Below are 24818 nucleotides of genomic sequence, written 5' to 3'. Positions count from 1 at the left end.
CTAGGCTAGACTGTGCCCTTCCCCGGCCCATGGCCTACGCATGAACCCCAATTACCTCGACTTCGAGCAGCCCATCGCCGACCTGGAAGCCAAGATCCAGGAGCTGCGCCATGCCAGCAGCGGCCCGGCGGTCGACATCGACACCGAAATCCACGCCCTGCAGGACAAGCTGCGCCTGCGCACCGCGCAGATCTTCCGCGATCTCTCGTCGTGGCAGATTTCCCAGCTCGCCCGCCACCCGGCGCGGCCGTACACGCTCGACTACGTGCGGGTGATGTGCGACGAGTTCCAGGAACTGGCCGGCGACCGCGCCTTCGCCGACGACAACGCCATCGTCGGCGGCCTGGCCCGCATCGGCGGCCGCAGCGTGGTGGTGATCGGCCACCAGAAGGGCCGCGACACCAAGAGCAAGATCAAGCGCAACTTCGGCATGCCGCGCCCGGAGGGCTACCGCAAGGCGCTGCGGCTGATGAAGCTGGCCGAGCGTTTCGGCCTGCCGCTGCTGACCTTCATCGACACCGCCGGCGCCTGGCCCGGCATCGACGCCGAAGAGCGCGGCCAGTCCGAGGCGATCGCGCGCAACCTGCTGGAGATGGCCGAGCTCAAGATCCCGGTGATCTGCACCGTGATCGGCGAAGGCGGCTCCGGCGGCGCGTTGGCCATCGGCGTCGGCGACCGCACCTTGATGCTGGAATACAGCACCTACTCGGTGATCACCCCGGAAGGCTGCGCCTCGATCCTGTGGAAGACCGCCGAGAAGGCCAAGGACGCGGCCGAGCAGCTCGGCCTGACCGCCAAGCGCCTGTCCGAGCTGGGCCTGATCGACAAGATCGTGCGCGAGCCGATCGGCGGCGCGCACCGCAATCCCAAGCAGATGGCCACGCGCCTGAAAGCGGTGCTGCTCAACGAACTCGACGCGCTCGAGAACGTGCCGGTGCCTGAGCTGCTGCAGCGGCGCTACGAGCGGCTGCGCGGCTACGGCGCGTACGAAGCCGCCTGAGGCCGCGTGAGGCCTGCGATCTCTGACGCCGCCTGAGCGCGGCACGACGACGGAGAGCCACGGATGGCGCTGGGAACCTTCTTCAAATGGGCCGGGGGCGGCGCGGTCGCCCTCCTCGCGGCGCTGTGCCTGTTGCTGCAGGGCGCGTATTGGTACGGCGCGTCGATGTTGCCGGAACAGCTGCCGCAGCCGCGGCGCGAGTATCCGGCGTTGGCGCGCGAGATTTTGTGGCGCAGTTTGGGCGGCGGCGATAGCGCGATCAGCGTGCGCCGGCTCAATATCTTCAGCTACGCTGGTCTGATCTTCGAGGCCGTGGCGACGTATCTGGCGCGGCCCGGCGAGCTCGCCAAGGAACCCGCCGATCTGCGGCTGGTGGATTGGACCTCCAGCGCGGTCCGATCGGCGATCGTCGAGGCGCGGTATGCCCATATCATCGCGCCTTCGCCCTCTCCTTCGGGAGGCTCCAACGCAGAAGCGTTGCAGCAGCTCAGTTACGACCATCAATTCGAGTCGCTGGCGCTGTTCATCCGCTCCAGCCGCGAATGGCCGGCCGAGCGCATGGCCGACCTGGTGCTGGACTCCGGCGATTACGGCCGCGACAGCGACACCCTGGAGCAAGCCGCGCTGGCCTACTTCGCGCAGCCGGTCGAACGGCTCACGCGCGAGGAATTGACGGTGCTGGTCCTGCTCGACCGCGGCCTCGGTGATCGCGACCCGCATTGCCATGCGCAGGCGTTCCGTGAAGCCTACGCCGACGCGTTGCAAACCATCGGCGATCCCAAACTGCCCGCGTTGTCGGCGCAGACGCTGGCGCGGTTGCAACCCATCGACTGCCCGCCCGGCGCATGAGCCGGGACACGACCGCAACACGCGACCGCGCGCCTCGCCGGCGACGCTGGCCGATCGTCGCCGGCGCGCTGCTGATCGCCTTCGCCGCGGCGCCCTTCGCATTGCCGTATGCGTTGTACTGGCACGCGCTGAAGGACCTGCGCGAGCCTTTGCCGCAAGCGCAACAGCGCTATCCGGACGCGCTGCGGCAGCTCTACTGGAACCTGCATGGCGGCCACGGACCGATCCGGGTGCGCCGGCTGAGTCCGCCCGGCTACGCCCGCGAACTGTTCGCCGATCCCGGCGATGGGCGCGCGGCCAGCGTGGCCGCCGACCAGCAACTGCTGAATCGCGTCGCCGGCCTCCGGCAAACCTGGCTGCCGGCGCGCACCGGCATGCTGCGTTGGCACCTGACCCAGGCCGCGCTGGCGATCCGCCTGAGCCGCGAGTACGACGGCGAGCGCTTGATCGACTACGTGTTGGAGCGCGACCGTTTCGCCGACCAGGGCCCGGTCGGCATCGACGCGGCCGCGCGCGCGTACTTCGACCTGCCGCTGCGGTCGCTGTCGGCACAGGAACAACTCGCGCTGCTGGTGCTGGCGCAGGGACCGTCGTACTTCGATCCGGCCTGCCATCCCGAGCGTTTCGCCCGGCGCTATGCGCGGGCGCTGGAAAAGACCGGTTTGGCGTCGACCCAGGCGATACCGGCGCGGATGCGCGCGAAAACCTGCGCGCAGGGCGGTGGCGACGGCGCGAACTGAGCGGAAAGCGTCGGGCCTGAAGGCCCTCCCACGACAGCGCCCAGCTCCGAGAGGGCTTGCTGTCGTGGCAGGGCCTTCAGGCCCGACGCTTTACGTTCAGCTCAGGCCGACGGCTCAAGCCCACGCGCGCTGATACTGCTCCGGCACATGCCCCGCCGCGCCCAACTCGCGCGCCGCGCGATGCGGGAAGTACGGGTCGCGCAACAACTCGCGCGCCAGCAACACCACGTCGGCCTCGTCCTGAGCGACGATGCTCTCGGCCTGCGCCGCGCGCGTGATCAGGCCGACCGCGCCGGTGGCGATGCAGGCCTCGCGGCGGATGCGCGCGGAGAACGGCACTTGGTAGCCCGGTTCGTCGCCGGGAATGCGCGCGTTCGGCACCAGGCCGCCGCTGGACACGTCGATCAGATCCACACCGAGGTCCTTGACCATGCGCGCCAACTCCATGCTCTGTTCGATGTCCCAACCGCCCTCGGCCCAGTCGGTGGCGGAAATGCGCAGCCACATCGGCAAGCGCTCCGGCCACACATCGCGCACCGCCGCCAGCACTTCGCGCAGCAAGCGGGTGCGGTTGTCGAAACTGCCGCCGTAGCGGTCCTCGCGCCGGTTCGACAGCGGCGACAGGAACTGGTGCAACAGGTAGCCGTGCGCGGCGTGGATCTCGACCAACTGGAAGCACGCGTCCAGCGCGCGTTGCGCGGCCGCGGCGAAGTCGTCGACCACGGTGCGGATCTCGATCGGCTGCAGTTCGCGCGGCCGCGTCGCGCCTTCGCGGTACGCCAGCGGCGAAGCCGCCACCGGCGTCCAGCCGCCGTCCTGCGGCGCCACCGGCCGCCCGCCCAGCCACGGCGCCTCGACGCTGGCCTTGCGCCCGGCGTGCGCCAGTTGCACGCCCACCGCCGCCTCGCGCGAACGCAGGAAGCAGGAGACGCGATGCCAGGCTTCGGCTTGCGACGCGTTCCACAGGCCGGTATCGGCGGCGGAGATGCGGCCTTCCGGCGACACCGCGCAGGCCTCGGTCAGCACCAGTCCCGCGCCGCCGACCGCGCGGCTGCCGAGGTGGACCAGATGCCAGTTGTTGGGCAGGCCGTCGCTGGCCGAGTACTGGCACATCGGCGAAACCGCCAGCCGGTTGCGCAGGGTCAGCGAGCGTTGCTGCAGCGGAGCGAAAAGCCGGGACACGACGGGACTCTCACGATGGGAACGCGAATCAAGGTATAGGCGCCCCGGCGCCGGGGCAGCATCACGCATGGGTTGCTGCGTCCCGTTGCCGTGGCACCATGCGCGCATGCCTGCCTCCGGCGCCGATGCGCTCCCCGCCGCCCTCGCCGCCCTGCCCGCCGCGCCGTTGTGCGTGGGCTACAGCGGCGGCCTGGATTCCAGCGCGCTGCTGCATGCGCTGGCGGCCTCGCCGCAGGCGCGCGCGCGCGGCCTGCGCGCCTGGCACGTGCACCACGGGCTGCATCCGCAGGCCGACGCCTGGGCCGCGCATTGCGCCGACGTCTGCGCCGGCTACGGCCTGGAACTGACCGTTTCGCGGGTATCGGTTGCGCGCGACGGCGGCGACGGCCCCGAGGCCGCCGCGCGCGCCGCGCGCCACGCCGCGTTCGCCGCCGGCCTCGGCGACGGCGAAGTGCTGGCGTTGGCGCACCACCGCGACGATCAGGCCGAGACCGTGCTGCTGCGCTTGCTGCGCGGCTCCGGTCCGGACGGCCTGGCGGCGATGCGCGAATGGCGCGAGTGCGGCCGCGGGCGTTTGTGGCGGCCGCTGCTGGCGCTATCGCGCGCGCAGTTGGAGGCCTACGCGCAGCACCACGGCCTGCGCTGGATCGACGACCCCAGCAACGCCGAGGACCGCTACGACCGCAACTTCCTGCGCCAGCGCGTGCTGCCGCTGCTGCGCGAACGCTGGCCGCAGGCGCCGGCGGCGCTGGCGCAATCGGCGCGCTTGCAGGAAGACGCGGCCGGCCTGCTCGAAGAGGGCGACGCGCTGGCCCTGGCCCAGGCGCGCAGCCTCGACCCGCACGCGCTCTCGCGCAGCGCCCTGCGCGCGCTGGCGCCGGCGCGTCGCGCGCGGGTGCTGCGGCGCTGGATCGCTGCGCTCGGCCTGCCGCCGCTACCGGCGCAGGGCGTGGCCCGGATCGACACCGAACTGCTGTCCGCGCGCGCCGACGCCGACGCCGAATTCGCCTGGAACGGCGCCCGCGTGCGCGCCTGGCGCGACCTGCTGCACGCCGCGCCGCAACGCCCGCCGCTGCCGCCGGACTGGCGCGCCGACTGGGACGGCGCCGCGCCGCTGGCGCTGCCGGGCGGCGGTCGCTGGCATCTGCTCGGAACCGACCGCTTCGACGCCGCCCTGCGCGCGCACCCGCGCGCCGGCGGCGAACGCATCGCCCTGCCCGGCCGCGACCACCGCCACAGCATCAAGCACGCGCTGCAGGCCTTGGGCGTACCGCCATGGGAACGCGAACGCTTGCCGCTGCTGAGCGCGGCCGACGGCGAACTGCTGGCCGCGGGCGACCTGCTCTACTCCGCGCGCCTGCAAGCGTGGCTGCGCGAACGCGCGGCGCGGCTGGAATGGGAACCGTAGCTTGCGCCGCCGTTGTCGATGCGCGGTCGCGGCTCGCGCCGCTCCCACAAGGCAAGCCCGAAGCCTCGCGATCCTCCTGTAGGAGCGGCGCGAGCCGCGACCGCGACACCGCAACACCCGACGAAACCCATCAATGCGACGTCATCGACAGCCCGAGGCCATCGCCGCGGCCGCCGATGCGCGGTCGCGGCTTGCGCCGCTCCTACATGGCAAGCCCGAAGCCTCGCGATCCTCCTGTAGGAGCGGCGCGAGCCGCGACCGCGACACCGCAACACCCAGCGAAACTCACCGATGCGACGTCACCGACAGCCCGAGGCTATCGCCGAAGCCGCCGATTCGCGCCCTCGCCACGCGACGCCAGCCCAAAACCGCGCGAAACCCGCCGCCACACGCCTGCGACCCGCGGACGCGGCCTCTTCACCCCGCGCGCATTGACCCCGTCCGCCCCCCGGCTCACACTTTCCCCATGCCCCGCAAAACCACTACCGAAGCCTCGCCGGTCGCCGATTTCGAGCAGTCGCTGGATGCGCTCGAGCAACTGGTCGAGAAGATGGAACACGGCGAAATGAGCCTGGAAGAGTCGCTGGCCGCCTACGAGCGCGGCGTCGGCCTCTATCGCCGCTGCCAGAGCGCGCTGGAGCAGGCCGAACTGCGCGTGCGCCTGCTGACCGATCCGCAGGAACCGGCGAGCGCCGAGCCGTTCGGCAACGCCGGCCCGCCGGGCAGCGATGTCGATGCCTGAGCCGCGCGCCGCCGCGTCCGCGCCCGGCGCGGACGCCACCGCCGATCCGCGCGCCGGCGCGGACGCCACCGCCGATCCGCGCACTGGCGCGGACGCCGCCACCGATCCACGCGCGCTCGATGCCGTCCTCGGCCGCTGGCGCGAGCGCGCCGACGCCGCGCTGGCGCGGGTCCTGCCCGACAGCGAGGCCGAGCCGCGCCGCCTGCACCAGGCCATGCGCCACGCGGTGCTGCTCGGCGGCAAGCGCATGCGGCCGCTGCTGGTCTACGCCAGCGGCGCCTTGTTCGAAGTCGCGCCGATCGCGCTCGACGCGCCGGCCGCCGCGGTCGAACTGATCCACGCCTATTCGCTGGTCCACGACGACCTGCCGGCGATGGACGACGACGCCCTGCGCCGCGGCCAGCCGACCGTGCACGTGGCCTTTGACGAAGCCACCGCGATCCTCGCCGGCGACGCGCTGCAATCGCTGGCTTTCGCAACCCTCGCCGACACCGAAACCGCCGACGCGATCCGCGTCGACCTGCTGCGCAGCCTGGCCCAGGCCGCGGGCGTGGCCGGCATGTGCGGCGGCCAGGCGCTGGACATCGACGCCACCGGCGCCGGCGTGCAGTTGCGCCTGGACGCGCTGGAGCGCCTGCACTCGCTCAAGACCGGCGCGCTGATCCGCGCCAGCGTGCGCATGGGCGCGCTGTGCGGCGGCGCCGACGCCGCCGCGCTGGCGGCCCTGGACCGCTACGCGCGCGCGCTCGGCCTGGCGTTCCAGGTGCGCGACGACATCCTCGACATCGAAGGCGACAGCCAGACCCTGGGCAAGACCGCCGGCAAGGACCTGGCCCAGGACAAGTCGACCTTCCCCGCGCTGATCGGCCTGGACGCCTCGCGCGCGCGCCTGGACGAACTGGCCGCGTCGATGCATCAGGCGCTGGAGCCGTTCGGCCCGCGCGCGGCCGCGCTGCACGCGCTGGGGCGGCTGGCGATCGAACGCGATCGCTGAGCCGCGCGGCGACGCTGCGACGACGACACGAGCGGGCTTCGGCCCGCTTTTTCGTTGCGGCGGCTGCGCCGGGGCGCGGCGACGATTCCCGCTCCCGCTCGGCCGGGTTGTCTTGGCTCGGCGGCAGCGCCTACGCTGGCGTCCGGGGCATGCGCGGCGTTTGGTCCGTTGCCCCCGAAAACGCCGGACCCGGGCGATCGTCTCGACCGTCGTCCGCGCGCGGCCGCGGCTCGGCAAGGATGCACACCTATGAAGCGCTTGTTTCTGCTCGGCATCGCGTTGTGGCTCGGCGCAGTCCCGCACCCGGCGCGGACCGCGACGCCTGACGGCACGAATCCGCGCATCGATCCCGACGCGCTGCCGATGCAATCGGAATGGCAACTGCGCTCAGTGATCGATCCGCAGGCGCCGCCCTGGCAGGACGTCTTCGCCTTCACCCTGGGCATGGCGCCGGAGTCGATCGAGCGCTCGCGCTGGTTGAGCCTGAACCCCGACGCGAACAGCGCCCGCTCGCCCGGGCTGTTCGACGCGCTGCAGGGCCGCGCGCTGTTCCTCTCGCCGGCCGCGCGCAGCGTGTGCGGCGGCCGCTGGCGCGTCGTGCGGCTGGAGAGCGTCGCTCTCGACGCCGCGCTGCGGCCCTCGATCGAGGTGCGGCTGGTCGAGCGCCAAGCCGACGGCAGCCAGCGCGTCGTGGCGGCCTCCGGGCGCATCGACGAGCAAGGCCGATGGACGGTGCCGCCCAAGACCTGCGCGGGCGAAGACGCGGCGCCCGCCGGTTCTCTCGCCGTCTCGTCCGAGCCGACGCCGGACGAACGCGCGCAAACCGCTCCGAGCCTGCGCGTAGACACTCAGTCCGGGCAGCCCGGCTTGCGCGACGCGCACGGCAAATGGCTGACCCCGGCTCCGGTACGCGACATCGCCACGGCGCAATGGATGCGCGACCGGCAAGAACCGATCCCCACGGACGCCACCGCCTGGGGCCTTATCGACGCCCGCGGGCGCACGGTCATCCCCTTCTTGTTTCGCGAATTGGCCGACGCGGCGAGCCCGCGCCGCATCCGCCTGTGCGCCGTCGCCGCCGGCACGCCGCGCGAATGCCGCTGGCAGCGGCTGCGCGGCGGCGACACCGCCGCCGCGCTGCGGCCGGCCCAGGACCCGGACAGCCAGCGCTGGGGTTACCGGGACGCCGCGGGACGCTGGGCGATCGCGCCGCAGTTCCGCCAGGCCCGCGCCTTCCGCCACGGCTATGCGGCGGTGTCGGGGCCGTATCCGCACGACTGGCGGCCGCCGGGCTGGCAGGACGGCCGCCCGGTGCTCCGCGGCTTCCGGCGCGCGGGCCGGCATTGGGTGGCCGAGGCCATGGTCCGCAACGCGGACACCGGCGGCGAATGGAGCCTGCGCTACGGCGTGCTGAACGACGCCGGGCAATGGCTCGCGCCGATGCCGGATTACGCGCTGCACATCGTCGTGCTGGTTCCGCCCGGCGGCCGCAGCGGCTACTACGCGCAGATGCTGGCCGAGCATCTGCCCAAGCTGCTCGGCCGCGAGGTGCAGGTCGACTACATGCCGCAGGCGAGCGAGGCCGACTATCGCCGGCTGATGACCCAGGGCGGCGACGCCAAGCTGCTGCTGGCCGCATTGCGGCTGCCGCGCGGAGGCATCGAGGGCGTGCACACCGGACTCCCCGTCGACCAGCTGATGCATGCGCTGCGCCCGGTCGCCTTGCTGGCCTCGGAGCCGCTGGTGCTGGCCATCGACAGCGCGAAAGCCGATGCGTTGGGCATCCGCGACACCCAAGGCCTGCTCGCCCATGCGCGCGCCCACCCCGGCGCGCTGCGCATCGCCACCGGCGACAACGGCTGGACCGGGCACCTCGCCTTCGGCCAGTTCCGCGCGCTCAGCGGCGTCGATGTGCGGCGCGTCGTGTTCAAGGGCATTTATCCCGATTCGGACACCGTCACCCGCGAGCACGCGGCGGAGCTGCTGTTCGCGCCGGTGAACGGCGTCGCGGTCGCGGTGCAGCGCGGCCAGTTGCGGGTGCTGGGCACCGCCGCCGAGCCCGCGCATGCGCAGACCTTCGACGGCGCGACGTGGCCGACGCTGGCGTCCACCGCGGCGCTGGCCGGCTTCGCCGCCTACGACCGCTTCAGCCTGTGGGCGCCCGCCGATTCGGACGCGGCGTCCAGGCGCAAGCTGCAGGAGGCCGTGGCCGCGATGCTGGCGTTGCCGTCGGTGCGAAAGCGGTTGCAGGACATCCAGGTCGTCGCCGGCAGCGGTTCGGCGGAGGATCTGTTGGCGCTGGAACACGAAGAACGCCGGCGTTGGGAGCTCGCTCTGTCGGGCTCCGTTGATTCGACGCCTGTCGATTCGGCGCCTGTTGATTCGATGCCTACTGATTCGGCGCCTGCGCCGAAGCGCGCCGTTTCGAGCCCGGCGCCGGCATCGCCGCCCACGCGCTGACCGGTCGCCGTCGGATCTCGGCCGAGCGATCGAGCGAGCTCCTCGCCTGCCCGATCGGCCGCGGCGCGGGGCGACTCGCGCCAAAACGAAAAAGGCGGGCCGAAGCCCGCCTTTTCGCTTCCGCGGCGGCTCGCGCCGCCCGCGGCTTACTTCACCAGACGCAGGGTGAAGGGGTAACGGTAGGCTTCGCCCTTGTTCGCGGCCAGCGCGGCCATGATGGTCAGCACCAGCCAGGCCAGGCCGACGGCGATCATCACCAGCACGCCGATCAGCACCAGGGTCAGGATGCCGCCGATGATCATCGCGATCAGCACGGTGATGTTGAAGTTCAGCGCTTCCTTGCCCTGGTCGGCGACGAAGGGCATGGTGTCCTTCTTGATCAGCCACACCACCAGCGGGCCGAGGATGGTGCCGAAGGGAACGATCAAACCGACCAGCGTGCTCAGATGAGCCAGCATGCCCCAAGTCTTCTCGTCCTGACTGATATCGTTCATTACGCTTCCCCTACGTGGTATTGGATGGAGTGGGTGATCGAAGTTCCCGCGCCGGCGGCCCGGTTCCCCTGCCCGGCATCATAAACCCCTTTCATCACAGATTAACCACGCCGCAACGCAAGTTTCGCAGGCCGCGGCGCAACGCAGTGCGGCGGCGTACGCGGCCACGGCCGATCCGCACGAACGCCGGGTTTCGGAATCGGAAAGACGCGCAGTCCGTCGCGGCCGACGCCGGCCGCGCCCCGCTCAGGCCCGCAGCCAGTCGCGCAGCGGCGGCAGGCCGCGGCTGTCGGGGAACACGCTGCGCTCCACCGCCGCGTCGGCCAGGCCGAGGTGCTCGACCAGCACGCTCTTGAACACCGCGCGCAGGTCGGTGGTGGCGCGCAGGTCGCGGCCTTCGTTGAGCTGGGACGGCCCCAGCCCCGGCCAATCGCCGCCGATGCGGCCGCCGCGCACCGCGCCGCCGCACAGCAAGGCCATGCCGCCGGTGCCGTGATCGGTGCCGTCGGTGCCGTTGAGCGCGGCGGTGCGGCCGAACTCGGTGACCACCGCCACCACCGTGCGCGGCCACGCCGCGCCGAAGCCTTCGCGCGCCGCCGCCAGGCCCTGGTCGAGCTCGGCCAGCTTGCGTTGCAGCTGCGGCGCCTGGTTGCGGTGGCTGTCCCAGCCGCTGTCCTCGACGAAACCGATGCGCGGGCCGTCGGCCGCGCTCATCCGCTGCGCCGCCACCCGCATCGCCTCGGGCAGGGCGAACGCGCCCTTGCCGTCGCGCGGCATCCCGCCGCTGCCGGCGGAGCGCTCGAAGGTTTCGCTCAGGCGCGGATCGGCCGCGTACAGCGGTTGCAGCTGTTGCAGCAGTTGCGGATCGACCGGTCGCGGCAACGGCGGCCACCAGTTGCTGACGCGGTCGCTGCCGCCGCGCAGCGCCAGCGGCATCACCGCCGCGACCGCCAGCGCCTGCCCGCCGGACATCGCGCGCACGCAGCGGCCGAGCCAGCCGTCGCGCGCGCCGTTCGGCGTGGCGGTGCCGTTCTCCAGGCAATCCTGGGCGTCGAAGTGCGAGCGCTGCCGGTACGGCGGCGCCACCGCCACCAGCGGCAGCAACTGCCCGGCGCGGTACATCGCCGCGGACTGCCGCATCGCCGGGTGCAGTCCGAACAAGCCGTCGATGCGGATCGGATCGGCGACCGCGCCGTCGCGGCGCAGTCCGGCGTAGGCGGGCTCCGCATACGGCGGCAGCAGGTGCAGGCCGTCGAGGCCGCCGCGCAGCAGCACCAGCAGCAAACGCGTGTCGCCCGCGCCGGCCGCGGCGACGCGCGGGAACAGGGTCAGCAGCGCGCTGGCGCCGAACGCGGCGAGCAGGCCGCGACGCTGCCGTTCGAGCGCGCTCATCGTCTCCTCGTGCGCCATCTCAGACTCTCCACTGGAACGCGGGGCTGGCGAACAGCAGCGAACAACCGTCGCTGGCCGAACCGGCGCGGCGCAGGCCGATGGCGAAATCGCCGCTCACCGCCTGGCTGCCGAGCACCGCCAGCGCGCGCTGGTACGGGCTGATGTCGCCCGAATCCACCCGCGCGGCGAACATCTGCGCGGCCTGGATGCGCTTGAACAAACCGTCGGGGCTGCTCCAATCGGCGGCGGTGTCGGGAAAACCGGCCGGCGAGCGCGGAGTGAACACCGGCTGGCCGAGGCTGGCGAGCAGGCCGACCAACGCGCGCGCCTGATCGTCCACCGGCAGTTCGCCGGCGCGCAGCGCGGAGATCACGAAATCGTTGGGCGTCTTGAACTTGCGCGCGTCCGCCGACCAGGCCTGCTCGCTTTCGACCAGCGCCCGGTACAGCGCGCGCAGGTCGCCGTCCTCGCGCAGATAGGCCTGGGCCATGCGCTCCACCAGCGCCGGCGGCGGCTGGTCGGCGACGAAGTGGCGGGCGAGCTTGAAGCTGAGATGGCGCGCGGTGGCCGGATGCCGGGCCAGATCGGCCAGCACCGCGCGGCCCTGCTCCTGCCCGCCTTCGGCGTAGCTGCGGCCGAGCACGCGGCGCGCGCCGGGCTCGTGGGCGTTGGCGCGGAACACGAACGACTGCGCGGCATCTTCGTCGCGCGGGCCGGGCGTGCTCCAGCCGGTGATCGCGCGCGCCAGTTCGATCACGTCCTCCTGGCGGTAGCCGCCGTCGACGCCGAGGGTGTGCAGTTCCAGGATCTCGCGCGCCAGGTTCTCGTTGAGGCCGCGCTTCTCGCGCCCGAGCTTCTGCGCGCGCATCGCGGCGCGCGAGTCGTCGCCGATGGAGGCGGCGTTGTCGAGATAGCGCAGCATCGCCGGGTGCCACTCCACCGCCAGCAGCATGTCCTCGAAGCGGCCGAGCACGTGCGGGCGGATCGCCTCGCGCTCCATCGAGCCGGCGTACAGGCGCGCATTGCCCTTGTCGATCGACACGGCGAAGTGGTTCGACCAGAACTGGCTCAGGCGTTCGACGAAGGGCGCATCGGTGTCGGCGGCGTGGCGGTAGCGCGCGGCGAATTCGGCCAGTTGCTGGCGGCGCAGTTCGCGGCGCAGGGTTTCGCCGGAGTCGGCCGCGCCGTCGGCGCCGGCGCCGGCGCGCGCCGCGGAACTGCGCTCGCGCGCGGCCTGCGCCGGATCGGCGTCGCGCGCGCGGCGGCGGGCGCGCGGCGGGGTTTCGTCTGCGGCAGCCACGGGCGCGGCGGGGTCGGCGGCAGCGGCCATCGCCGGCTCGCCATCGCCGGCGGCCGCCGCGCGGCGCACGCGCGCGGCGCGATTGAGCTGCTGCTGGCGGAACTCCAGGCGCATGGTCTCGACGCTGCCGGGCAGGCCGGCGAACGCGTCGAGCGCGGGCGGGCGGCGCAACTGCGCGAGCAGGATCTCGCGTCCGTCGCCGCCGCCGCGCTCCAGTTCGCCCGGGCGCGCGCCCAGTCCGAAACGATTGGCGGCCGTGGCCTTGCTGGCGCTCATCGGGGTTCCCGGCGGGTGGACTACCCGTTGGAAACGGCCGGACGCGGATCGGGTTGACAGCGCCGGCGCCCGTTCAGGGCGATGCGGCCGGTGGTGGAAGGCAGATGCCGTTGTGGGAGGGGCTTCAGCCCCGACGCCTTGCGCTCAGGTCGCGGCGAGCGGGCACAAAAGCGTCGGGGCTGAAGCCCCTCCCACAAAAGCCGTCGCACCGCCGAAGTTCGTCGTCGGCCGCGCGGCGCGCGCGCGGCGCAAACCTCACTCGCCCGCTACCGTCATCTTGCCGAGCAGGATCGAACCGGTGCGGATGTGCGAGCGCGGGTCGACGTCGCTGCCGACTGCCTCGATCCCGGCGAACATGCGCCGCAGGTTGCCGGCGATGGTGATGCCGTCGACCGGATACTGGATCTCGCCGCCCTCGACCCAAAAGCCGGCCGCGCCGCGCGAGTAGTCGCCGGTGACGCCGTTGACGCCCTGCCCCATCAGCTCGGTGACCAACAGGCCGCGGTCCATCTGCTTGACCAGGGCATCGAAATCGCCGGCATTGGCGGCGACATGCAGGTTGTGCACGCCGCCGGCGTTGCCGGTGGTGCTCAGGCCGAGCTTGCGCGCCGAGTAGCTGCCGAGCACGTAGCGCTGCAGCACGCCGCCTTCGACCAACGACGATTCGCGCGTCGCCACGCCCTCGGCGTCGTAGGCGGTCGAACGCAGGCCGCGCATCAGGAACGGGGTTTCCCGGATCGAGAACCACTCGGGAAACAGCGTCTGCCCGACGCTGTCGACCAGGAAGCTGGTGCGCCGGTACAGGTTGCCGCCGCTGACCGCGCTGATCAGGTGGCCGATCAGCGAGCGCGCGCTCTCGGCCGCGAACAGCACCGGATAGTCGCCGGTCGCGAGCTGGCGCGGCGCCAGCCGCGAGACGGTGCGCTCGGCGGCCTTGCGGCCCACCGCCGCGGCCGACTCCATGTCCTCCGGCGCCAGCCCCAGGGTGTACCAGCCGTCGCGCTGCATCTGATCGCCGCGCCCGGCGATCAGCGCGCAGCTCAGGCTGTGCTGGGTGCTGCGCTCGCGGCCGATGAAGCCGTGCGAGTTGGCGTACACGCCGATGCTGGCGCCGGTGCCGATCGAGGTGCCGTCGGAATTCTCGATCCGCGCATCGAACCCGCGCCCGGCCGATTCGCAGGCCAGGGCCAGTTCGATCGCCCGGTCGGCGTCGATCAACCAGGGGTGCCAGGTGTCGAAGTCGCGCTCCTCGCGCGCCATCAGCGCGGCGTCGGCGAGGCCGGCGGCGGGGTCGTCCTCGGTGTAGCGGGCGATCGCGCAGGCCTGCTCGACCGTGGATTCCAGGCTGTCCTCGCGCAGGTCGGCGGTGCTGGCACTGCCCTTGCGCTGGCCGAAGTAGACGGTCACGCCGATCCCGCGGTCGCGGGTGGACTCCACCGTCTCGACCTCGCCCATGCGCACGTTGACGCTGAGGCCGGCGTCTTCCGAGCACGACACCTCGGCCTGGGTCGCCCCGCGCGCGCGCGCGGCCGCCAGCAGGCGCTGGGACAGCTCGGCCAGCGCGTCCAGGCGCTGTTCCGGATCGGCGAAGGTGTGGGCGGCGGCGGCGGCGGCGGTGAGGGCTTGCGCGTTCAATGGCTTATCCTAGTCGGTGGCGGCGCCGCGGGCGGCGTCGCCGTAATGTTCAGTTTATCGAGGGAAGTGCGATGCGCGGCAGAGACGAAGACACCGGCGAATTTTTCAGCCCCAGCCGCAGCCAGAACCGGCGCGAGGCGCTGGAGGTGCTGGCGCTGGCGGAAAAACTGGTCGCCCTGACCGAGGCCCAGCTGGCCAAGCTGCCGGTGCCCGAGGCGCTGCTGCCGCACATCCGCGAGACCAAGCGCATCACCGCCCACGTCGCCCACAAGCGCCAGCTGGCGTTCCTGGCCAAGCAGATGCGGCGCGAAGACGAAGACGCGCTGGAAACGCTGCGCGACGCGATGGACGAGAACGGCGAGGCGGCGCGGCGCGAAGTCGCGGCGATGCACCGGGTCGAGCAATGGCGCGAGCGCCTGCTCGAGGACGGCGACGCCGCACTGGCCGGGCTGCTCGACGAATACCCGCAGGCCGACCGCCAGCGCCTGCGCCAGCTGGTGCGCAACACGCTCGAGGAGCGCAAGCGCAACAAGCCGCCGCATTCGTTCCGCGAGCTGTACCGCGAGCTGCGCGCGGCGATCCTCGGCCAGGGCGCCGGCGACGAAGCCGACAACGACGACGACACCTCGCCCGAACAGGAATAAGCCGCCAAGCGCGCGCCGCCGATGACCATCGACCCGCAACTGCTGCGCATCGAGACCTGGCGGACGCGCTTGATCGACGAAGGCTTCGACGGGATCGAAGCCTTCGCCGCGGCGTACCCGCACGCGGATCGCAAGCGGCTCAAGCGATTGATACAGGAAGCCGCGTCGATGCGGCACCGCCACCGGATGCCGCGCAAGCTGCTGCGCTACATCCGCGCGCTGGACGAGGCTGCGAACGCACACCCGCAGCGATAGCCCCGGCCGATCTCACGCGCTGGTGCCGCCGACGGTCAGCCCGTCGATCAGCAACGACGGCTGGCCGACGCCGACCGCCACGCTCTGCCCGTCCTTGCCGCACACGCCCACGCCTTCGTCGAGCGCCAGGTCGTGGCCGATCATGCTGACCTTCTGCATCGTCTCCGGGCCGTTGCCGATCAAGGTCGCGCCCTTCACCGGCGCGGTGATCCTGCCGTCCTCGATCAGGTAGGCCTCGGTCGCCGAGAACACGTACTTGCCGCTGGTGATGTCGACCTGGCCGCCGCCGAAATTGACCGCGTACAGGCCCTTCTTGACCGAGCGGATCATCTCTTCCGGGTCGTGCGCGCCGGCCAGCATGTAGGTGTTGGTCATGCGCGGCATCGGCAGATGGGCGAAGGATTCGCGACGGCCGTTGCCGGTCGGTTCCATGCCCATCAGCCGGGCGTTGAGGGTGTCCTGCATGTAGCCGACCAGCACGCCGTCTTCGATCAGCGTGGTGCAGTTGGTCGGAGTGCCTTCGTCGTCGACGTTGAGCGAGCCGCGGCGGCCTTCCAGGGTGCCGTCGTCGACGATGGTCACGCCCTTGGCGGCGACGCGCTGGCCCATGCGGCCGGCGTAGGTCGAGGTGCCCTTGCGGTTGAAGTCGCCTTCCAGGCCGTGGCCGACCGCTTCGTGCAGCAGCACGCCGGGCCAGCCCGAGCCGAGCACCACCGGCATCACCCCGGCCGGCGCGTCGACCGCGTCGAGGTTCACCAGCGCCTGGCGCAGCGCTTCGCGCGCCCACCGCTGCGGCCGGTCGCTGGCGAGCAGTTCGGCGTAGCTGTAGCGGCCGCCGCCGCCGGCGTAGCCGCTCTCGCGGCGGCCGTTCTGTTCGACCAGGACCTGCACGTTCAAGCGCACCAGCGGGCGCACGTCGGCGGCGAGCACGCCGTCGCTGCGCGCCACCAGCACGGTGTCGAGCACGCCATTGAGGCTGACCACGACCTGGCGCACGCGCGGATCGGCGGCGCGCAGCAGTTGGTCGAGCTGGCGCAGCGCCTCGACCTTGGCCTCGTTGGAGACCGAATCGATCGGATCCTCGCTGCGGTACAGCGAACGGCCGCCGCCGCGCACCAGCGCGCGCGGCGCCTGCGCGCCGCCGTCGCGGGCGATCGCGCGCGCCGACTTGGCCGCGCCGAGCAAGGCCTCGCCGTTGATCTCGTCGGAATAGGCGAAGCCGGTCTTCTCGCCGCTGATCGCGCGCACGCCGACGCCCTGCTCGATCGAATGCGCGCCGTCCTTGACGATGCCGTCCTCGACCGTCCAGCTCTCGCGGCGCGAATGCTGGAAATACAGATCGCCGAAATCGATGCCCGGCCCGAGCAAGGTGCCGAAGCTGCGCTCCAGGCCGCTGGCATCGAGCCCGGCGGGCAGGAGGAGGCGGGATTCGGCGAGCTGGATCGGCAGGGTCATGTGGGAACCGGGATGAGGAGAAAGGGCATCTTAGGCGCCCGCGGCGCCGCTGTGGCGGCGCGCGGGGCGGGACTGGGACAAGACACTAGATAGTGGCGCCGGGCGCCGGATCAACCGTGGGCGGGGCTTGGGGCTGGCGCCTTTCGGTGGGTCGCGGCAATCTGGCACGAGAGCGTCGGGCCTGAAGGCCCTCCCACAGGAACCCTGAAGGCCCCCACAGGAATAGCGCCTCGACTCTGGGCTCTGTGAAGGGACTTGAGCCCCGGGGCTTAAGGGAGAGGCTTCAGCCCCAGGGCTTGTGGGAGAGGCTTCAGCCTCAGGGCTTGTGGGAGGGGCTTCAGCCCCGACGCTTTCCGGTCGGGCCGCCTCGGTCTGGCACGAGAGCATCGGGCCTGAAGGCCCTCCCACGACGGCCGCGAGCCTTTTCGGCACTCGGGGTCCGAAGGCCCCGAGGTAAGCCCTAGCCCGCCGGCGGCGCCGGCCGGGCGGCGGCGCGGGTCTGCTCGCGGCTCAGCACTTCGACCTTGGGCTCCTTCCACGGGCCGGTCACACGGTAGGTGCGCGAGGTCAGGCTGCCCAGCGGTTTCTGCAGCACCGCGTTGGCGGCCGCACCGATCGCCGCGCCGACCGGACCGGCGGCGAGCGCGCCGACCGCGGTCAGCACATTGGCCGCCTTCGGCCGCACTTCGATGGTCTGGTCGTAGCTCTGCGCGCGCAGGTCGGCGGCGCCGCGGATGGCGATGCTCGCGGCCGGGCCGTCGATGCTGAGGTCGTCGCTGCGCGCGCTGCCGTTGCCGAAGCGCACCGTGCCGCCGACCCGGTCGAAGGCGAAGCCCTTGGAGAACAGGTCGCGGAAATCCAGGGTCAGCCGGCGCGGCAACTGGGCCACGCTGAGCAGGCCGAGCATGCGGCCGGCGCCGGGTTCGATCTCGATCAGGCGGCCGTCGCGCACGTCCAGGCTGAGGCTGCCTTCCAGCGAGCCCAGCGCCATCGCCGCTGGCGCGCCCGGCCAGCCGGCGTCGAGCCGGGCCTTGCCCTTGCCGCCGCCGATCTGGCCGCCGAAGCCGAAGCCGTTCATCAGCGCGCCGACGTCGCCGCTGTCCACGGTCGCGCTCAGGTGGGTGCGCGCGGCCGCGCCGCGGCCGGTCCAGTCGCCGCTGAGGTCGATCGACTGCTTGCCGCCGCGGGTGCTGATCTGGTCGATGCGCATGCCCGCCGGGGTCGGCCGGGTGCGCACGCTGGCGGTACCGAGCGCGGCGCTGCCGAAGCGCAGGTCGGCGATGTCGATGGTCAATGCGGGGATCTTGGCCGGGTCCATCGAGGCGTCGGCGGGCTTGGCCGCGGCGGCGGCGCTCGCCGGCGCGTGCGCGCTGTTGCCGGCGCCGTTGCCGGCACCAGTGCCCGCAGTCGCGCCGCCGCCCGCATCCGCCGCCGTCCAATGCACCCGCGCGAACTTGCCGGCGATGCCGCCGCCCCCGCCCGCCGGGATCATCACCGCGCCGTCCAGCGCCGCGCCCTCGGCGCGCACCGCGGTCGCGCCGCGCGCCGCCGGCGCCACCACCAGCCGGGTATTGGGGAACACCCCGCCGAGCAGTTGCAGGCGCTGCACGTTCACGTCGATGCGCTGCAGCGGCAGGCTGTCGTCGGAACCGTCGCCATGCGCCAGCGCGATCCAGTCGATCGCTTCCAGCGTGTCAGTGCGGCCGGTCACCAGCAGCCCGCTCGGCGGCGGCAGGTCGTCGACGCGGTTGGCGCCGAGCACCACCCGCACCCCGGTCTTGCCGTTGCTGTTGCGCGAACGCAGCGCCAGGGTGTTGCCGAGCGCGACCCGCACATCGCCGCTGCCGAGCGGCAACGGCGTCTCGATGGTGGCCTGCAGCGGCGTCGCCGCGGCCTTGTTCAACGGCGGCGGCATGCCGATCGAGGTGCCGACCAAGTTGGACTGCAAGTGCAGCAAGGTCGGCGCCTGCACCGATGCGCCGGCCGCCTTCACCGCCGGCGCCCTCGGAATCGCGATGCCCACCGTCCACAGCGAGCGCCCGTCCAGGTACTCCTTGAGCCAGGCCAGATCGTCGGGCCCGCGCGCGATCAGGTCGTCGGCCGCGGACATCGCGTCCAGCCCGGCCTCGAACGCATTGCCCTTGTCGCGCACGTAGTCCTCGCCGGCGCGCAGCGACAGCTTGCCGGGGGCGCCGTCGTGCAGCACCGCCAGGTTCTCCGCGGCGAATCCGGCGCGGCTGAAATCGGCATGGCCGCGCACTTGTTCGAAGGCGACCTTCCAGCGCGGATCGGCGAGCTTGGCGTCGGCCAGATCGACGCCGCCCTTGAGCGTGGTGCGCCCGCCCTCGCGCAGCGCCAGCTGCATGTCGAAGGCGACCGCGGCCGGGCCGCTCGCGCGCAGGTTGTCGAGGGTGTCGGCGTGTTCCTTGTGCAGCGGGCTCTGCCGCAGCAGCGACAGCAACTGGCCGGCCTCGGCGTCGGTTTCGGCGTTCACGTACAGCATGCCGTCGTGATAGCGCTCGATCCCCGACCGCACCTTGCGCACGCCGACCCCGGCGATCTTGCCGCCGCCCTCGACGCTGAACCCGTCGCCGACGAAGGCGATGTCGGCGTCCAGGCCCTCCATCGCCGGCCAGTCCGGCTGGAACTTCACGGTCGCGCCGCGCAGCTTGCCGCCGGCGTAAAACAAGCCGTTGTTGCGGTTGAACGGCCAGTCGTCGAGATCGCCCGAGACCACCGCATGCGCATCGGTCAACGTGCCCGCGACCAGCGCGGTGTCGAGCCAGTTCAACAGCCGCTGCGACATCTGGCTGCGCACCCAGAAGCCCTTCGCCACCGGCAGCCGGGTCGGGTCGAGGTCGGCGGCGATGTCGATCCACGGCCGCGAACCGTCGCCCTGCCACCACATCCCGCCGCGCGCGCGCAGGCCGAAATCGCCGCCGTCGATGCGCAGCGCGGTGGTGCCGACGCGCCAGCCGGCGCCCTCGCGCCAGCCGCCTACGCTGCCGACCAGCTTGACCGTGTGCGGCACGCCGAACCCCGACGGCCAGTCGAAACGCATCGGCGCGTTGGGATCGAGATCGAACGCGAATCCGTCGGCATCGGCCTGGAACGTGCCGGCCAGGCCTTGCAGGCCGGGCGAATGGCCGACCGGATCGAAGCCGAGCGCATCGACCCGGGCGCTGGCGAACATCGGCCCGTCGCGATGGCCGTTGACCGCGATCGCGCTCAGCGCCACCCGCGGCTTGGCGGTCTCGAACCAGCGGCGCAGGCGCTCGGGCAGCGCGTCGCTGAGCGCGGCGACCGCGATCAGCGGACCGGCGTCGATGCGGTCGGCGCGCAGCGCATAGCGTTCGCCGCCGGCCACCGCGAGGCCGTCGAGGGTCTGCACGTTGGCGCCGCTGCCGATCCGCAGCCGGGACGCGTCCAGGCGCCAGCCGTTGTCGGTGAGGCGGTAATGCGCGAGCGCCTCGACGTGTTCGAACTCGACCCGCGCCGGCGGCGGGGGTGTGCCGGACGCGCCATCGGTCGCCGAGCGCGGCGCATCGGCTCCGGCGCGGGCGGCTGCGCTCGCGGCGACCTGACCGGAAGGCGTCGGGCCTGAAGGCCCTCCCACGGGCGTTGCGGCCGGCTTTGTGGGAGGGGCTTCAGCCCCGACGCGGTTCGTTCCGCTCGCCGCGGACGGGCCAGGCGGTCCGTTCACCGCGGCGGCGACCGGCGCCGCGGCGGCGGCGATCGCCGCCGGCACCGAGGTCGATGCCGCGGTCGCCGGCGCATCGGCCGGCGCGGTGCGCTCGGCGCGCAGGCCGACCCGGTCCAGCGCCGCCGAGACCATCACCCCGGCGATCCGGTGCTCGCGCAGGTCGGCCCAGGCCTCGGCCCGGCCCTGCCCCGATTCGATCCGGATGCCGGCGACCTTCAACAACGGCGACCAGCCCGACAAGTCGGCGCGCACCGCGCCGGCATACGCGCGGCCGTCGCCGCGCTTGCGGTCGAAATCCAGCACCACGTCCAGCGGCGTCGACGGCGCGCCGGCCACGCCGACGCTGGGCCAGGCGCGCGCACCGGCGCGCACGCGGTCGCCGTTCACGCGCAGGCGCAGGTCGATCTTCGGCACCCGCGCATCCACGCCCAGGCTCGGCGCGACCACCGCCAGCTTGGCGCCGATCACCTGCAACTCGCCCAGGCCTTCCAGCGCCGACAGCGGATCGCCCTGCTCCTCGCGCTCCTGCCCGGGCAGGCCGCGCACCTTCCAGCGGCCGTCGTCGGCGCGCTCCAGGGTCAGGTCGAGCCCGCTCAGGCGCAGCTCGGAAAATGCTTGTCCCGGCAACACGCCGGCATACAGCGACACCAGCATCTCGGCATCGCCGATGTTGAACGCCTGCGCGCCTTCGCCGATGCGCAGCCGATCCAGGCGCAGCAGCGGCCCGCGCCGGGTCCACTGGGTCTCGACCCGGTCGAACGCGACCGGCCGCCCCGCGCGCTGGCTCAACCACGCCGCGACCTTGTCCGGATGGCGCTCGGCCAGCGGCAACAACTGGCTGGCCACCGCCAGCAAAGACGCCACCAGCACCAGCACCACCGTCGCGCCGTAGAACACGGCACGGCGCGCGATGCGCAGGCGGCGGCGCAGGGGCGTGGGCATCAGCGCAGCGCTCCGCGGGGCGCGGCGCTCAGGCAAGCGGCGCGACCGGCAACGCGCAGCGCAAACATCGCGCGCGCCGCGGCCCGCACGCGCGGCCGACGCGGCAACGCGGAACAGCGCCGGCCATTCCCCGTCGCCCGCGCCGCGTCCGCGTTAAAGCAACACCACATCGAACTGCTCCTGCGCATACTGGTCGTCGGCCTGGAACCGGATCGACTTGCCGAGGAATTCCTCCAGCTCGGCCACCGCCGCCGACTCTTCGTCGGTGATCCGCGCCACCACCTTGGGCGAGGCGATCACCAGCAGCCGCGCCGCGTCGAACTGGCGCACCTGGCGGACGATGTCGCGAAAAATCTCGTAGGTCACCGTCTCCGGCGTCTTCAGCGTGCCGCGGCCGCCGCACTCGTGGCAGGCCTCGCTGAGCTGGCGCTCCAGGCTCTCGGTGGTGCGCTTGCGGGTCATCTCCACCAGCCCCAGCGGCGAGAACTCGTACACCGTGGTCTTGGCGTGGTCGCGGGTCAGCGCCTTCTCCAGCTGGCGCAGCACCTGGCGCTTGTGCTCCTGGTCGGTCATGTCGATGAAGTCGATGATGATGATCCCGCCCAGGTTGCGCAGCCGCAGTTGCCGGGCGACCGACTGGGCCGCCTCCAGGTTGGTGCGGTAAACGGTTTCCTCGAGGTTGCGTTGACCCAGGAACGAACCGGTGTTGACGTCGATGGTGGTCATCGCCTCGGTCTGGTCGATGACCAGATAGCCGCCGGACTTCAGCGGCACTTCCTTGTCCAGCGCGCGCTGGATCTCGTCCTCGACCCCGTACAGGTCGAAGATCGGCCGCGCGCCGGTGTAGTGCTCGATCTTCTCCGCCAGCCCCGGCATGTACTGGGCGGCGAAGCTGCGCAGGCGCTCGCTGGTCTCGCGCGAGTCGACCTTGACCTTCTCCACGTCGCGCCGGATCAGGTCGCGCACCGCGCGCAGCGGCAGGCTCAGGTCCTCGTACACGCGCTCGCCGATCTTGCTGCTGCGCGACTTCTCCGCGATCAGCGCCCAGGCCCGGCTCAGGTAGGCGATGTCCTCGGCCAGCGCTTCCTCCGGCTGGCCTTCGGCGTTGGTGCGCACGATGTAGCCGTGCTGCTCGGTCGCCGGCGCCTGCGCGGTCACCAGCGACTTCAGCCGCGCCCGCTCGCCTTCGTCCTCGATCCGCGCCGACACCCCGACCACGCGCGTGCGCGGCAGCAGCACGAGGTAACGCGAGGGGATCGACAGTTGCGTGGTCAGGCGCGCGCCCTTGCTGCCGATCGGGTCCTTGACCACCTGCACGATGATTTCCTGGCCCTCGCGCAGCAACTCGGCGATCGGCCGGGTCGGCGCCGGCGGCAGCGGCGCCTCGTCGCCCTCGCCTTCGCCGCTCTGATTGGGCTTGACGATGTCGGCCGCGTGCAGGAACGCCGCGCGCTCCAGGCCGATCTCGACGAACGCCGCCTGCATCCCCGGCATGACCCGCTGCACCTTGCCCTTGTAGATGTTGCCGACCACCCCGCGGCGCCAGCCGCGCTCGATGTGCAGCTCTTGCAGCATGCCGTTCTCGACCACGGCGACGCGGGTCTCGCGCGGAGTGACGTTGACCAGGATTTCTTCAGTCATGAGGCGGCGCGGGTCCGGTGCGGGGCGTGGAAACGATGAGGGAAACGGCGGGTCGGGAACGTACGGGGAAAGCTTGGGGAACGCGACGGGGGACGATGCGCGAGGGCCCGGGACCAAGATAGCGCGCGGCGCCCGCAGGATCGGAGCCGGCGCGGCAGCCTAAGTTCCGCCGCGTCGGAAAAGCGCCCGCGGCGCAGGCTCGCGCCCGCGCTAGGCGCCCAGGCCGAACTCGCGCAGCAGCCGCGCGGTCTCGTGCAGCGGCAGCCCCATCACGCCCGAATAACTGCCGGCCAGGCGGCTGACGAACACCTCCGCGCCGCCCTGGATGGCGTAGCCGCCGGCCTTGCCCATCGGCTCGCCGCCGGCGACGTAGCGTTCGATCTGCCCTTCGTCGAGCGCGGCGAAACTGACCTCCGACACCGACACCGCCTGCGCCTCGCGCGCCGGCGTGACCAGCGACACCGCGCTGATCACCTGGTGGGTGCGGCCGGACAGCCGCCGCAGCATGGCGCGGGCGTCTTCCGGATCGCGCGGCTTGCCGAACACCTCGTCGTCGAGCACCACCTCGGTATCGGCGCCGAGCACCGCCGCGGACGGATTGGCGACCACCTTGAGCAGGCCGGCGCCGGCCTTCTCGCGCGCGACCCGGCGCACGTAGTCGGCGGCGGGCTCGCCGGGCTGGCGCTGTTCGGGGATATCGAGATCGATGAGGCCGAATTCCAGGCCGAGGCGGCCGAGCAGTTCGCGTCGCCGCGGCGACTGGGAGGCTAGATAGAGCATGCGCGAAAGCATAACCCGCGCTGACTGAGCGCCGCCTCAAGCCCGACGGCGCAAACCCCGCACCGAATCACGGTTCGTTAACCGGTTCAGCAAGACCCTTACCTCGTCCCTCAAGGAGTTCCACATGACCCGGTCGTCGTCCTCGCCGCTCGTCCGCCTGCCGTCGCTGTCGTCCCGCCTGTCCCGCCTGTCGCTGCGCCCGCTGGCGCTCGCCGCCGTCCTCGCCTTCGGAGCCGCAACCGCCATGACCGCGTCCGCCCAGACCGCGCCCTACGTCGCCACCGACGGCACCCTGCTGTCGGTCTCGGCCGAATCCACCGCCAAGCGCACCCCCAACATCGCCACCGTGTCCACCGGCGTGGTCACCCAGGCCGCCGACGCCAACGCGGCGATGCGCGCCAACGCCGAGCAGATGGCCAAGGTGGTCGCCGCGATCAAGGCCGCCGGCATCGCCGAGCGCGACATCCAGACCAGCGGCATCAACCTCAACCCGCAGTACCGCTACCAGGAAAACCAGCCGCCGCAGATCACCGGCTACCAGGCCAACAACAACGTCAACATCGTGATCCGCGACATTTCCAAGGTCGGCAAGATCCTCGACTCGCTGGTCGCCACCGGCGCCAACCAGATCAACGGCCCGACCTTCGACCTCGACGACAAGGACAAGGACGCCGCCTTCGACGAAGCCCGCCGCGGCGCCATCGAAAAGGCCCAGGCCCGCGCCGAGATGTACGCCAAGACCCTCGGCATGAAGGTGCGGCGCATCGTCAGCGTCAGCGAAGGCGGCCGTTTCGCCCCGCCGATGCCGATGCCGATGATGGCCATGCGCATGGAGAAGGCCGGCGCCGCCGCCGACACCTCGGTGTCGCCGGGCGAGAACAGCCTGTCGATGAACCTCGACGTCGTGTTCGAGCTGGGCAAGTGAG

Annotated in this window: 21 protein-coding genes and 2 pseudogenes; 13 read left to right on the top strand and 10 right to left on the bottom strand. The window is 72.2% G+C overall.

From position 1 onward, the window contains the following. The first annotated feature begins 40 nt into the window (after nucleotides 1-40). From JHW41_RS08860 to JHW41_RS08850, 3 genes are all read left to right on the top strand, one after another. Complete coding sequence (locus tag JHW41_RS08860; protein WP_078998059.1) at nucleotides 41-1000, top strand: acetyl-CoA carboxylase carboxyltransferase subunit alpha; 960 nt, start codon at nucleotides 41-43, stop codon at nucleotides 998-1000. 63 nt (nucleotides 1001-1063) lie between these two features. Further along, nucleotides 1064-1849 carry a hypothetical protein gene (locus JHW41_RS08855; protein ID WP_250449663.1) on the top strand — a complete coding sequence of 262 codons (786 nt, stop codon included), beginning with the start codon at nucleotides 1064-1066 and terminating at the stop codon, nucleotides 1847-1849. Continuing rightward, nucleotides 1846-2589 (top strand): transglycosylase domain-containing protein, encoded by a 744-nt coding sequence (locus JHW41_RS08850; protein ID WP_250449662.1) that lies wholly within the window; start codon nucleotides 1846-1848, stop codon nucleotides 2587-2589. The genes JHW41_RS08855 and JHW41_RS08850 overlap by 4 nt, the downstream gene beginning before the upstream one ends. Nucleotides 2590-2703: 114 nt before the next feature. Here JHW41_RS08850 and JHW41_RS08845 read toward each other — a convergent pair whose 3' ends face one another. Further along, nucleotides 2704-3771: an NADH:flavin oxidoreductase/NADH oxidase gene (locus tag JHW41_RS08845; RefSeq protein ID WP_250449661.1), complete on the bottom strand. Its 1068-nt coding sequence runs from the start codon at nucleotides 3769-3771 to the stop codon at nucleotides 2704-2706. 106 nt (nucleotides 3772-3877) lie between these two features. Between JHW41_RS08845 and tilS the strand changes: the two genes are divergently transcribed. From tilS to JHW41_RS08825, 4 genes are all read left to right on the top strand, one after another. Further along, on the top strand, nucleotides 3878-5179 hold the full coding sequence (gene tilS, locus JHW41_RS08840; protein ID WP_250449660.1) for a tRNA lysidine(34) synthetase TilS: 1302 nt from the start codon (nucleotides 3878-3880) through the stop codon (nucleotides 5177-5179). A 466-nt stretch (nucleotides 5180-5645) separates the two neighbouring features. Next, complete coding sequence (locus JHW41_RS08835) at nucleotides 5646-5921, top strand: exodeoxyribonuclease VII small subunit (RefSeq protein WP_057948264.1); 276 nt, start codon at nucleotides 5646-5648, stop codon at nucleotides 5919-5921. Continuing rightward, nucleotides 5914-6915, top strand: a complete 1002-nt coding sequence (gene ispA / locus JHW41_RS08830; protein WP_250449659.1) for a (2E,6E)-farnesyl diphosphate synthase — start codon at nucleotides 5914-5916, stop codon at nucleotides 6913-6915. Before JHW41_RS08835 ends, ispA begins: the two co-directional genes overlap by 8 nt. 249 nt (nucleotides 6916-7164) lie before the next feature. Beyond that, nucleotides 7165-9375, top strand: a complete 2211-nt coding sequence (locus tag JHW41_RS08825; protein WP_250449658.1) for a tripartite tricarboxylate transporter substrate-binding protein — start codon at nucleotides 7165-7167, stop codon at nucleotides 9373-9375. Nucleotides 9376-9521: 146 nt separating this feature from the next. Here the strand turns inward: JHW41_RS08825 and JHW41_RS08820 are convergent, their stop codons facing one another. The 3 genes from JHW41_RS08820 to JHW41_RS08810 form a co-directional block, all read right to left on the bottom strand. Continuing rightward, nucleotides 9522-9869, bottom strand: coding sequence for a DUF4870 domain-containing protein (locus JHW41_RS08820; RefSeq protein ID WP_078998065.1), 348 nt, complete (start codon nucleotides 9867-9869; stop codon nucleotides 9522-9524). A gap of 246 nt (nucleotides 9870-10115) precedes the next feature. Continuing rightward, complete coding sequence (locus tag JHW41_RS08815) at nucleotides 10116-11261, bottom strand: DUF1501 domain-containing protein (protein ID WP_250449657.1); 1146 nt, start codon at nucleotides 11259-11261, stop codon at nucleotides 10116-10118. Nucleotides 11262-11280: 19 nt separating this feature from the next. Then, a complete protein-coding gene (locus JHW41_RS08810; RefSeq protein ID WP_250449656.1) occupies nucleotides 11281-12837 on the bottom strand; it encodes a DUF1800 domain-containing protein in 1557 nt (518 codons plus the stop codon). On the opposite strand from JHW41_RS08810, the pseudogene JHW41_RS26695 reads away from it, so the two are divergent. Further along, nucleotides 12818-13000, top strand: a pseudogene (locus tag JHW41_RS26695) (hypothetical protein); the annotation flags it as partial. The gene JHW41_RS08810 and the pseudogene JHW41_RS26695 sit on opposite strands and share 20 nt — an antisense overlap. A gap of 92 nt (nucleotides 13001-13092) precedes the next feature. On the opposite strand, the gene pmbA reads toward JHW41_RS26695, so the two are convergent. After that, complete coding sequence (gene pmbA / locus JHW41_RS08805) at nucleotides 13093-14406, bottom strand: metalloprotease PmbA (RefSeq protein WP_250450875.1); 1314 nt, start codon at nucleotides 14404-14406, stop codon at nucleotides 13093-13095. Nucleotides 14407-14543: 137 nt separating this feature from the next. Here pmbA and yjgA point away from each other — a divergent pair, with 137 nt between their 5' ends. Together yjgA and JHW41_RS08795 are read left to right on the top strand one after the other, a co-directional pair. Beyond that, nucleotides 14544-15116, top strand: coding sequence for a ribosome biogenesis factor YjgA (gene yjgA / locus JHW41_RS08800; RefSeq protein ID WP_250449655.1), 573 nt, complete (start codon nucleotides 14544-14546; stop codon nucleotides 15114-15116). 21 nt (nucleotides 15117-15137) lie between these two features. Then, nucleotides 15138-15371 carry a DUF615 domain-containing protein gene (locus JHW41_RS08795; RefSeq protein WP_250449654.1) on the top strand — a complete coding sequence of 78 codons (234 nt, stop codon included), beginning with the start codon at nucleotides 15138-15140 and terminating at the stop codon, nucleotides 15369-15371. Between the two features lie 12 nt (nucleotides 15372-15383). On the opposite strand, the gene tldD is transcribed toward JHW41_RS08795, so the two are convergent. Both tldD and JHW41_RS26690 read right to left on the bottom strand, forming a co-directional pair. Beyond that, complete coding sequence (tldD, locus tag JHW41_RS08790) at nucleotides 15384-16826, bottom strand: metalloprotease TldD (RefSeq protein WP_057948271.1); 1443 nt, start codon at nucleotides 16824-16826, stop codon at nucleotides 15384-15386. A 110-nt stretch (nucleotides 16827-16936) separates the two neighbouring features. After that, the gene (locus JHW41_RS26690) at nucleotides 16937-17023 is read right to left on the bottom strand and encodes a DUF6053 domain-containing protein (RefSeq protein ID WP_425606384.1); all 87 of its coding nucleotides are present in this window, start codon (nucleotides 17021-17023) and stop codon (nucleotides 16937-16939) included. Between JHW41_RS26690 and JHW41_RS26685 the strand changes: the two genes are divergently transcribed. Together JHW41_RS26685 and JHW41_RS26680 are read left to right on the top strand one after the other, a co-directional pair. Continuing rightward, nucleotides 16986-17075, top strand: coding sequence for a hypothetical protein (locus JHW41_RS26685; protein ID WP_428995524.1), 90 nt, complete (start codon nucleotides 16986-16988; stop codon nucleotides 17073-17075). The two genes, JHW41_RS26690 and JHW41_RS26685, sit on opposite strands and share 38 nt — an antisense overlap. A gap of 118 nt (nucleotides 17076-17193) precedes the next feature. Next, nucleotides 17194-17283: pseudogene (locus JHW41_RS26680) on the top strand (DUF6053 domain-containing protein); the annotation flags it as partial. A gap of 3 nt (nucleotides 17284-17286) precedes the next feature. Here the strand turns inward: JHW41_RS26680 and JHW41_RS08785 are convergent. The 3 genes from JHW41_RS08785 to JHW41_RS08775 form a co-directional block, all read right to left on the bottom strand. Next, nucleotides 17287-21471 carry a YhdP family protein gene (locus JHW41_RS08785; RefSeq protein ID WP_250449653.1) on the bottom strand — a complete coding sequence of 1395 codons (4185 nt, stop codon included), beginning with the start codon at nucleotides 21469-21471 and terminating at the stop codon, nucleotides 17287-17289. 153 nt (nucleotides 21472-21624) lie between these two features. Then, nucleotides 21625-23112, bottom strand: a complete 1488-nt coding sequence (rng, locus tag JHW41_RS08780; protein WP_078998072.1) for a ribonuclease G — start codon at nucleotides 23110-23112, stop codon at nucleotides 21625-21627. Between the two features lie 210 nt (nucleotides 23113-23322). Continuing rightward, nucleotides 23323-23892, bottom strand: coding sequence for a Maf family protein (locus tag JHW41_RS08775; protein ID WP_057948274.1), 570 nt, complete (start codon nucleotides 23890-23892; stop codon nucleotides 23323-23325). A gap of 124 nt (nucleotides 23893-24016) precedes the next feature. Between JHW41_RS08775 and JHW41_RS08770 the strand changes: the two genes are divergently transcribed. Then, the gene (locus JHW41_RS08770) at nucleotides 24017-24817 is read left to right on the top strand and encodes an SIMPL domain-containing protein (RefSeq protein WP_078998074.1); all 801 of its coding nucleotides are present in this window, start codon (nucleotides 24017-24019) and stop codon (nucleotides 24815-24817) included. Nucleotide 24818: the final 1 nt, after the last annotated feature.

Origin of the sequence: Lysobacter enzymogenes (assembly GCF_023617245.1) — a bacterium.
GTDB classification, from domain to species: Bacteria; Pseudomonadota; Gammaproteobacteria; order Xanthomonadales; family Xanthomonadaceae; genus Lysobacter; species Lysobacter yananisis.
The sequence above is the reverse complement of the archived record's forward strand: the minus strand, read 5'-3'. Positions and strand labels throughout refer to the sequence as shown.